Below are 8,833 nucleotides of genomic sequence, written 5' to 3'. Positions count from 1 at the left end.
TATGCTCCCCTTTGCTTAAACTGTCAATCACTTTTTTCGCTTTCCGAAAAGTTCCTGGCATCGCAAGTCAAAGTCATTATTCAGTTTTGTATGAGCGAGGGAGACTTATGCTCCTCTTTTCGAACCCGGTCAATCACTTTCTTCGACTTCGCGAAACTTTGTTTCGCTTGTGTGTCGTTTTGAAGTCACCGCCGTTGCGCGAAACGAGAAGATAGGAGAACCACCTCAAAGAGTCAAGGCTAATCTTGTTTTTTTACAACATTTCCCACAATTGCCTTCAAATAGGCCCCATATCCCCTCTACGCAAGCGCAATCCGCGCAGCACAAGAACCAGCCCACACCCGGCCAGAGCACTCTGCCAAGGGGCTGCCCCTCCATACATAAGGGCGGCCAGTGCCAGCATTGCTCCCAGCGCCGCGGCAGTTGCGTAAAGGTCTTCTTCCACAAAACGCGCACTGTCGCCCAAGGCTACATCGCGCACTACCCCGCCAGCCAGAGCGGACAGTACCCCCAGCACGAGGCAGCCTGTAACGCCCAGCCCTGAAAAGAACCCGGCTACGGCTGCTACCCCGGCGACCAGAGACAGGCCCAGACTGTCCAGCCAGTAAAAAGCTTTCCACGAATGCCTGCTGCGTGCCACAACTACACCTATCAGGCTTCCAACAACAGAAACAGCAAGATAGTCTCCGCGGTTCAAGGCCAACACCGGATGCCCCAGCAAGCTTTCACGCAGAAGCGGCGCAGACAGGCCAGCCAAACAGGCCAACACCGCTGCGCCGCTGAAATGTGCCCCGCCCGATCTCGCCCGGCAGGATGCGGCGGCGGCCAGCATAAAGCTGGCCGCCAGATCAAGAACATATAATAAAGGGTCTTGTGTCATACTATATGACCTGTGCCCTGCGCTACGCCAACCTACTTGGCAAGGCCTACAGCCCGCCGTTCGCGGATGACCGTGACGCGGATCTGCCCAGGGTATGTCAGATTTTTTTCAATTTTTTCAGCTATATCCTTACACAGGACATAGGTGGTGTCGTCATCCACCTGATCAGAATTGACCATCACGCGGATCTCACGTCCAGCCTGAATGGCGTAAGCCTTGCTGACGCCGTCAAAGCTGGTGGCGATGCCTTCCAGATCTTCCAGCCTTTTCACATAGTTTTCAAGCAGTTCCTTGCGTGCGCCAGGACGTGCGCCTGAAATGGAATCCGCCGCCTGAACCAGCACGGCCAAAGCCGTGGACGGGCGCTGGTCTTCGTGGTGGGCGGCGATAGCGTGGATGATCTCCTGGCTTTCATTATACTTCTTGGCCAGGTCTGCGCCAATAAGCGCGTGGGGGCCTTCTACTTCATGATCCACAGCCTTGCCGATGTCATGCAGCAAGCCGGCGCGCTTGGCCTTTTTTACATCCATGCCCAGCTCCGCTGCCATCATGCCGCACAGGGCGGACACTTCCAGCGAGTGCTGCAACACATTTTGCGTAAAAGAGGTACGGTAGCGCAGCTGCCCGAGAAGGCGCACGATTTCGGGATGGATGCCGTGTACGCCTGCGTCGAAAGTGGCCTGTTCGCCAACTTCGCGCACCTGGGCGTCCAGTTCCTGTTCGCATTTCTGCACAATATCTTCAATACGGGCGGGATGAATGCGGCCATCCTGAATAAGACGTTCCAGGGCCATCTTGGCGACCTGACGCCTCAAGGGGCTGTAAGCGGAAAGAATGACGGTTTCAGGAGTGTCATCAATGATGAGATCCACACCAGTGGCGGATTCAAGCGCGCGGATATTGCGGCCTTCGCGGCCAATGATACGGCCCTTCATGTCTTCGCTGGGCAGGGCGACGGCAGTGACGGTCTGCTCGTTCACATAATCGCCCGCATAGCGCTGGATGACATTGCAAAGAATTTCTTTGGCCTTGCGGTCGGCAGTTTCGCGGGCTTCCATCTCGATCTGGCGGATCATTTTGGCGGATTCATGCCGCGTTTTGGCTTCGACTTCCGTAAAAAGCTGCGCCTTGGCTTCATCAACGGTAAAGCCAGATATCTGCGCCAAGCGCTGTTCCTGCTCCTCTATACGGGTTTGCAGAAACATCTCGGATTCGGTCAATTGCCGTTCCTTGCGGGCCAGATCCTTTTCAGAAGCGAGCAATTCGTGCTCTTTGGCGGTGGCTTTTTCCAGCTTTTCTTCAAGGCGGCCACCCATTTCTTCCAGTTTGCGTTCGCGTGTTTTGACTTCACGCTCACGCTCTTTGAACTCGTTTTCAAGTTCGCGTTTCTGGTTGAACAGGTCGTCTTGCCCTTGAAGCAAAATTTCTTTTTTCTGCGCCTGCGCCTCTTTGCGTGCCTCGGCCACAATACGCTTGGCCAGGTCATCGGCGTCGCCGATGCGCTTGGTTGTAGACCGCTTATACACCACCGCGCCCAGTGCCGCCCCCAGCAACACGGACGCCAGCAGCGCCACTATGAACAATGGGTCCATGAATCCAGCCTCTCTTTTATCAATACGGGACCAGCCCTAGAACCAGCCCGGCGAACACCGACAGCCCAATACAGGCCGACGTAGCAATGGAGCCCAAAGGGGCTGCTGAGACCCTGGCTGGATGCCGCGGACGCGGCAATGAGGATGGCGTTGCAAAAGGAATGAAGGCCCATAGCGGAAGCTGGAATCCCAAACTACTGCTGAAAGCGGCTTTCCCCAGAGAGCCGTGTCATGCATGCGGTACAGAACCTGGATAACCAGGTCGGGAGCCTGTATGTTCTCTTAAGGCGTCCCGGTCGTGGCCGGGCTTGCACACAGAGAACAGAGACTACTCCCTTTTACAATCTTGTCAGGTTAGCACCGAGGCATAAATCACGCGCTCCCCAGGGAAGCGCATAAGGAATCTAAAAAGATTCCTCTATCTTCGAAAGCAGGGTTCCGACGCGTTCATGCGCGTCAGCCTGCTCTTTCTGCGATTGCAACAAATCATCCGCCAGTCCAAGGGCCATAAAGGTCAGCAGAATATCCTTGGTCTGCCCTCCGTGGAACCTCAGCTTCTGGTCAGCAAACCGTTCTTCGACAAGCCGCACAGCTTCATACACGCGGTCCATATCTGCACCGGGCTTGAAAGCTATGCTCAAGCCAAGAACGGTAAGGTTAATAGCGTCCTGATTCACAAAAACCTACTCTACGCTGTCGTGCTCCTGAATGTTGCGCAGCACGGCGTCAATGCGCGTAAGCGCCTGAGCTCGCAGCTGTTCTTCATTCTCAAGAGCCTCACGCAGTCTGTGGTTTTCATCTTCCAGAGCGGCCTTTTCCGCCCCCATAGCGGCAGACTCAGCGCTAATACGCGCGTTCTCCGCCTTAAGGCGGTCAAGCCTGGCCAAAAGAGCCCCAACTTGTGTTTCAAGCTGTTCCAGAAGTTCCATGCTTCATAGATAGCATCGCACCAGAGCCTTGGCAAGAATGGATGCGGCAAAATCCAAAAAAAACCGCGCCGTTCTTGACTTGACGGCGCGGGTAGATTTTATGGGCCTCAATGGCGGCTTTGCGGCACTTTTGGCAAACCAATTTTCACATATCTGCCATAAATTTCGCCTGAAAACCGTGTGCAAGGCAAATGAATGTCGCGCGTCAGCTTTGACGGAACGTCGTGCAACCTTGCCTGGCGATGCAAACAGCGCGTCAATTCTTTCTGCGCGGCAGGTTTTTCTGCTTTTCTCTGGCAATACCAAGCTCACCGGCAGGCACGTCCATAGTGATGACCGATCCGGCCCCCACAAGAGCATCATCGCCCACGCTCACCGGAGCCACCAGTGCGGTGTTGCTGCCAATGAACGCGTGTTGACCGATCTTGGTGATATGTTTGTTTTTACCGTCGTAATTGCAGGTTATGGTGCCAGCCCCGATATTGCTGCCAGCGCCAATATCGGCATCTCCGAGGTAACTCAGATGGTTGGCCTTGGCGCCCTGCCCCAGGCGTGCCTTCTTCAGCTCGACAAAGTTGCCCACATGAGATTCGGCCTCAAGTACAGCGCCGGGACGCAGCCTGGCATAAGGCCCCACAAGGGCCCCTTCGCCCACTTGCGCACCCTCAAGATGCGAAAAAGAGCGAATCTGCGCGCCGCTGCTGACGACGCTGTCGCGCAGCACACAATGCGAGGCCACCGAGGCCCCGCGCAAGACGCGGGAGCATCCGTAAATTTCGCAAGGGCCTGTAAGTTCCACACCGGGTTCCACCTCAGCCAGAAGCCCCACGCGCACACTGTCCGCAGCGTGAATAATAACGCCAGAGGTCAGCAGGTCGCGCACACGCCGGGCACGCAGTGTTTCTTCCATCCGCTCCAGTTCCAGAGGGGAGTTCACACCCATGAGGCCGTCGTCACGCCCGCAACGTACGCCGAGAACATTATATTTTTCCGCCACGGCCAAACCGACGAGGTCGGTGATATAATATTCGCCACTCTTGTTGGTGTTACCAAGGTGGGGCAGCAGACTTTCCACAGCAGCAAGCGCGCAGTAATACATGCCTGCGTTGACTTCGTTGGTGGGCGGGCCATAGAGCGCCGGATCGTAATCCTTGGCCTCAACAATGGCGCGCACGTCATCTCCCTGCCTGACTACCCGGCCATAGGCCCCGGGATTGTCCAGTTCAATGGTGGCAAAAGCCAGATCGGCCCCCACGGCCTCGGCCAGAAACTGCCGCACAAGAGACTCGGAAAGCAGTGGCGCGTCACCGTTGACAACCAGAAGATGCGTGCAGCCAGCCCTGGTCAGGGCGGGCAAAGCCTGTATGAGAGCGTGCCCGGTGCCAAGCTGCTGTTCCTGAAGAACATGCGGCACTTCGGGAAAGGCGGCCTGCACCATATCGGCCCGGTGCCCAGTCACAATCCACACATCCTCAGCAAATACGGGGCGCAAAGCCGCAAGCACACAGGCCAGCATGGGTTCGCCCAGCATGGTCTGCAAAACCTTGGGCTTGTCGGAATGCATGCGGGTGCCCTTGCCTGCCGCCAGAATGAGGGCTGCGTTCTTTGGCATTACTGTCTCCTTATCTCTGCGCAAAAGCGGAATAACTTCACGCAGTGCAATAGCCTCTTGCGTGAAAAACGGCAAGGCAAATGCGGGTGCGCATATCCTTACTCCCCGCACGGCTGGAGCGCGAGGCTAGGGACGCAAAGCCGCAAAAAACCACTGTGCAGGCGGGCCTCCAATGCCTTTGGCGCAAGCTGTCCCACTCTGGGGAAGAGACGCTTCAAAATCATGACGGCCTTGGCCGCCTGTGGCGAAAGGATGGACTCCAGCGACAGGGCTGAAAGCAAACATTTTACAACGTAATGTGTGCGGATGCGCAACAGTTGCGCCTCGGCTTCGCCACCCTCCTTGTTCAAAGCCACAGCCCTGTGCACGGCCTGCACAAAAAAATCTTGCATCTTGTTCGACATATCTCTGTTGAAGGCCATCGTACCCATCGAAAACAGGCAGGCCGCCGCGTGTGCCAGCCAACCGGCAAGCTTGTCTGAGGGATAGCTTGGGATGCCGTCGAGCATGCTGCGAACTTTCAAGTGCATGAGGGCATCATGAAAAAACATACGCTCGGAGTTGTGCGTCATGTTGTCGCCGTGCTTTCTGTATATGACGAGTCCAAGAGGATTCACGCCCGCTTGGCAGCCAATACCATAACAGCGCAGCCAAAAATCGTGGTCTTCGCACGACTTGAGTGCCGTATCAAAAAAGCCCACCCGCCGCACAAGGTCCATACGCGTCAGGTGACAGTGCACCGGAGCCAAATTGGAATGGCAGGAGTGTATATCCCAATGACTGTTGACCAAGGGCCACAGATGCATGGGGCCAGAATCCTCTTCATCCCGCTTTTCCGCACAACGGCAAATGACCATGTCCAGATGGGGTTGCTCCGCGAAAACTTTCATCTGGCTAGTCAGCACATCTTCCGTATACAGGTCGTCGGCATCGAGAAAAGCTACAAAATCCCCATGCGCAGCCCTCAGGCCCGTGTTACGCGCAGCCGCGAGTCCCTGGTTATCCTGCCGGACATAGGTGACGCCCGTTCCCAGGGTCTTCGCCACATCCTGCGTATCGTCCGTAGAACCATCGTCCACCACGATGATTTCCACATTAAGATTGTCTGTCTTTTGGCTCAAGACACTACGTACGGCTTCAGACAGAAACCGGGCATAGTTGTAGGTAGGAATAATGACGGAAACCAGCGGCGGAGATGGCATAGCGCGTCCTGCGGCATGAGGGTGGCATGAGAATGGGAATTTGTGCGCCAACGGCTATCCAAATAAACTGCCGTTGGCGCACTGATAGGCTGAAACCTTTAAAGGCAGTTGCTTTAGTCCTGCCAGATAAAGGTAAAGATCTGTTCGACGTCAGGATGCAGGGACAGATGCACGGGGCAGGAATAGGCGCTCCGTTCTATGCTGGCCTTTTCCTTTTCGGAATAAGACCGTGCAGGCATTTTAAAAACAACCTCAATCTTGCCGATACGACGGGGACTGGCGCTCATAGTCTTGGTAATTTCCACTTCAGTGCCTGTCACGTCCACACCGTGATTTTTGCCATAAATGCCAATAATGGTCATGGCGCAGGCACCAACGGCAGTGGCACACAGATCAGTAGGAGAAAAAGATTCTCCTTTGCCCTGATTGTCGCTGGGGGCATCGGTAATGATCTTGGTGCCGCTCTGGTTATGCACGCATTCCATACGCAGATCACCAAGGTATTTGGCGCTCACAGTAGCCATAAGGCCTCCTTGTTCCACACGCGGCTTCGGCGGAACAAGTGAACCAGCCTGTAAGCGCAGCGGATGGATTTGATGTTAAAACACCTGATGCTCACGCAGAATGTTGCAGGCAATAACAAGCAGCGTCAAGCCTCCCACCAGTTCTGCCCAACCGTTGAGCGCGCAAAGATTGGCCAGAGTCTTCCCCAAAAATACGCCGCCAGCCGTGATTGCCGCGCAAATAATGCCTATCAGGGCTGCCTCGCCCCAGATGGGTGTGCCCAAAATGGCCAGAGAAAGCCCCACAGCCAGGGCGTCAATACTGGTGGCAACGCTCAACACCAAAAGATTGCTTCCGGCAGTGGGATCCACAGTGGGACAGGCGCAGGATTCACGATGTCTGAGCGCACGCAGTCCTGACAAAGCCATCTTGCCGCCTATCCAGCCCAGCAGGACAAAGGCGATCCAGTGGTCCCAGGATTCCATATACTCCCGCACCGACAAGCCCAGGTACCAGCCGATAACAGGCATGGCGAACTGAAAAAAGCCAAAAGCGGCTGAAAGACGCACATAGTGACGGGGTCTGGGCCTTTGCAAAGCACAGCCCGAGGCCACGGCAACGGCAAAAGCATCCATAGACAGGGCCACGGCCAGCAAAAATACGGCGAAAAACGTCATACGGGATCTCGTGCGCAGGCAGACCGCGCTTTTGGTTTGGGGTTTGACAAGACCCGCACACTATAGGGCATGCCCCGCTGCCGGACAAGTATACATATGCTGAAATACAAAATCGGCATACCCGTAACGAAAGAACCATTTATGAAAATTGCTTCGTATATTCGGCCAGTTCAGCCCGCATGCTGGCGCGGCAATTCACGGCTCCACCTGGCGACAGGGCATGTGACAGTATTGCTACAGCGAGCTTCACAGGCTACAAGACGGCATGCAAAACATACCTCTGGGACTTTTTTACTGGCAATGGGCCTCTAATATTCTGAGTATCGGCATGAGCGCAGCTGCGGCCCTGCCGGTCATCATGGCCCTGACCCTGCTGGCCGGAAGACGCGGCAACGCCCGCATGTGCATTATGGGCACACAGCGCCTCACGCGTCTTGCCCTGGGGCTCGGCCTGCTCGGCCCCCTGCTGACAGCCACCGATATTGCAGGCACCCTCATCAGCCTTAGCGGTTCCCTCAACGGCATCACCCTGTGGGACGATGCGGTGCTGCCCTACACAACCACTGTACTGGCCTGGATTGGTGGCCTGTGCTGCCTGTGGGTTGTGGCATATATGGATAAAAGCTCTCCCTTGACCGCCGGGCTACCCGATGAAGACGCCGCGGCCAGCAAAAGCTCCAAAGGGCACTCCTTGCGCAAGGGACGCCGTAATCCAGCCCCCATTGAAGGGTCCGGCAGACATGACCAACTGGACAGCGCCGCCATGCGCAGCAGATTGTTCCTGTATCTGCTGGCCGGGGTCTGCTTTTTCGCGGCGCATGCCCTGCCCAACTGGTCCTTTTCCGGTCCGCCACAGGGTATGGAGTGGGGACGCATGGTTTCTGCCGTGCTGGGCACAGCCACCCACAATTACTTCACCAGCTTTGCCCCGGCGGGCGCATTGGCTCTTTTGTCCCTGAGCGTCTTCTACGCGGGGCGCGCACGTTCTTCCGCCTCTACACCAGACAACTTCCCTGCTGCTGTGGACCTTGAAAAAGCCGTCCGCTGGTGCGCATTGTGGGCGCTGATCGGCTATATACCCCGCTGCATCGACCGCTGGGGCCTGTTCATTGGATTTTCGTTCAGCGGCCAGGGACTGCCCGACTGGCTCATGCCGCAGATCACAGGGTTGGTGCCGCTGACCCTGGCCGTTGCCTGCTGGGCCATACTGTTTACTATGCGTTCCCGCCTGCAGGTGCTGTGGCTCAACTGGCTGGCTCTGGCGTTGCTGATTGTTCGCCAAAGCCTGCCCTTCATTACCTATTTGCTGAAGAGCACGGCCTGATCCGGCACTTTGCGAAGCCAAGACGCACCACATGACGTTCATACAAAGTGAGGTTTCAATGCGCTTTCCCCTCTTTCTTCTGCTTCTTTTTGTCTGCGCCCTGAGCATCGGCT

General features: G+C 56.1%; 9 protein-coding genes and 1 other RNA gene. 1 reads left to right on the top strand and 9 read right to left on the bottom strand.

Annotated elements, in window-relative coordinates; all coding sequences use genetic code 11:
* Positions 1 to 277: 277 nt before the first annotated feature.
* From QM579_RS02455 to QM579_RS02415, 9 genes are all read right to left on the bottom strand, one after another.
* Positions 278 to 880 carry a trimeric intracellular cation channel family protein gene (locus QM579_RS02455; RefSeq protein WP_414997643.1) on the bottom strand — a complete coding sequence of 201 codons (603 nt, stop codon included), beginning with the start codon at positions 878 to 880 and terminating at the stop codon, positions 278 to 280.
* Between the two features lie 32 nt (positions 881 to 912).
* Positions 913 to 2,472: a ribonuclease Y gene (gene rny / locus QM579_RS02450; protein ID WP_414997642.1), complete on the bottom strand. Its 1,560-nt coding sequence runs from the start codon at positions 2,470 to 2,472 to the stop codon at positions 913 to 915.
* A gap of 209 nt (positions 2,473 to 2,681) precedes the next feature.
* Positions 2,682 to 2,865, bottom strand: a non-coding RNA gene (gene ssrS, locus QM579_RS02445) — 6S RNA.
* Between the two features lie 11 nt (positions 2,866 to 2,876).
* On the bottom strand, positions 2,877 to 3,149 hold the full coding sequence (locus tag QM579_RS02440) for a cell division protein ZapA (RefSeq protein WP_414997641.1): 273 nt from the start codon (positions 3,147 to 3,149) through the stop codon (positions 2,877 to 2,879).
* A gap of 6 nt (positions 3,150 to 3,155) precedes the next feature.
* Complete coding sequence (zapB, locus tag QM579_RS02435; protein WP_414997640.1) at positions 3,156 to 3,401, bottom strand: cell division protein ZapB; 246 nt, start codon at positions 3,399 to 3,401, stop codon at positions 3,156 to 3,158.
* Between the two features lie 256 nt (positions 3,402 to 3,657).
* The gene (glmU, locus tag QM579_RS02430) at positions 3,658 to 5,013 is read right to left on the bottom strand and encodes a bifunctional UDP-N-acetylglucosamine diphosphorylase/glucosamine-1-phosphate N-acetyltransferase GlmU (protein ID WP_414997639.1); all 1,356 of its coding nucleotides are present in this window, start codon (positions 5,011 to 5,013) and stop codon (positions 3,658 to 3,660) included.
* 98 nt (positions 5,014 to 5,111) lie between these two features.
* A complete protein-coding gene (locus QM579_RS02425; RefSeq protein ID WP_414997638.1) occupies positions 5,112 to 6,215 on the bottom strand; it encodes a glycosyltransferase family 2 protein in 1,104 nt (367 codons plus the stop codon).
* A 113-nt stretch (positions 6,216 to 6,328) separates the two neighbouring features.
* Positions 6,329 to 6,739, bottom strand: a complete 411-nt coding sequence (locus QM579_RS02420) for an OsmC family protein (RefSeq protein WP_414997637.1) — start codon at positions 6,737 to 6,739, stop codon at positions 6,329 to 6,331.
* A 75-nt stretch (positions 6,740 to 6,814) separates the two neighbouring features.
* Positions 6,815 to 7,396 (bottom strand): manganese efflux pump MntP family protein, encoded by a 582-nt coding sequence (locus QM579_RS02415; protein WP_414997636.1) that lies wholly within the window; start codon positions 7,394 to 7,396, stop codon positions 6,815 to 6,817.
* Between the two features lie 265 nt (positions 7,397 to 7,661).
* On the opposite strand from QM579_RS02415, the gene QM579_RS02410 reads away from it, so the two are divergent.
* Positions 7,662 to 8,720: a spidroin-2 gene (locus QM579_RS02410; RefSeq protein ID WP_414997635.1), complete on the top strand. Its 1,059-nt coding sequence runs from the start codon at positions 7,662 to 7,664 to the stop codon at positions 8,718 to 8,720.
* Positions 8,721 to 8,833: the final 113 nt, after the last annotated feature.

Source organism: Desulfovibrio sp. (assembly GCF_047607245.1).
Taxonomy (GTDB): domain Bacteria; phylum Desulfobacterota; class Desulfovibrionia; order Desulfovibrionales; family Desulfovibrionaceae; genus Desulfovibrio.
This window is presented reverse-complemented; position numbering and strand designations above follow the sequence as displayed.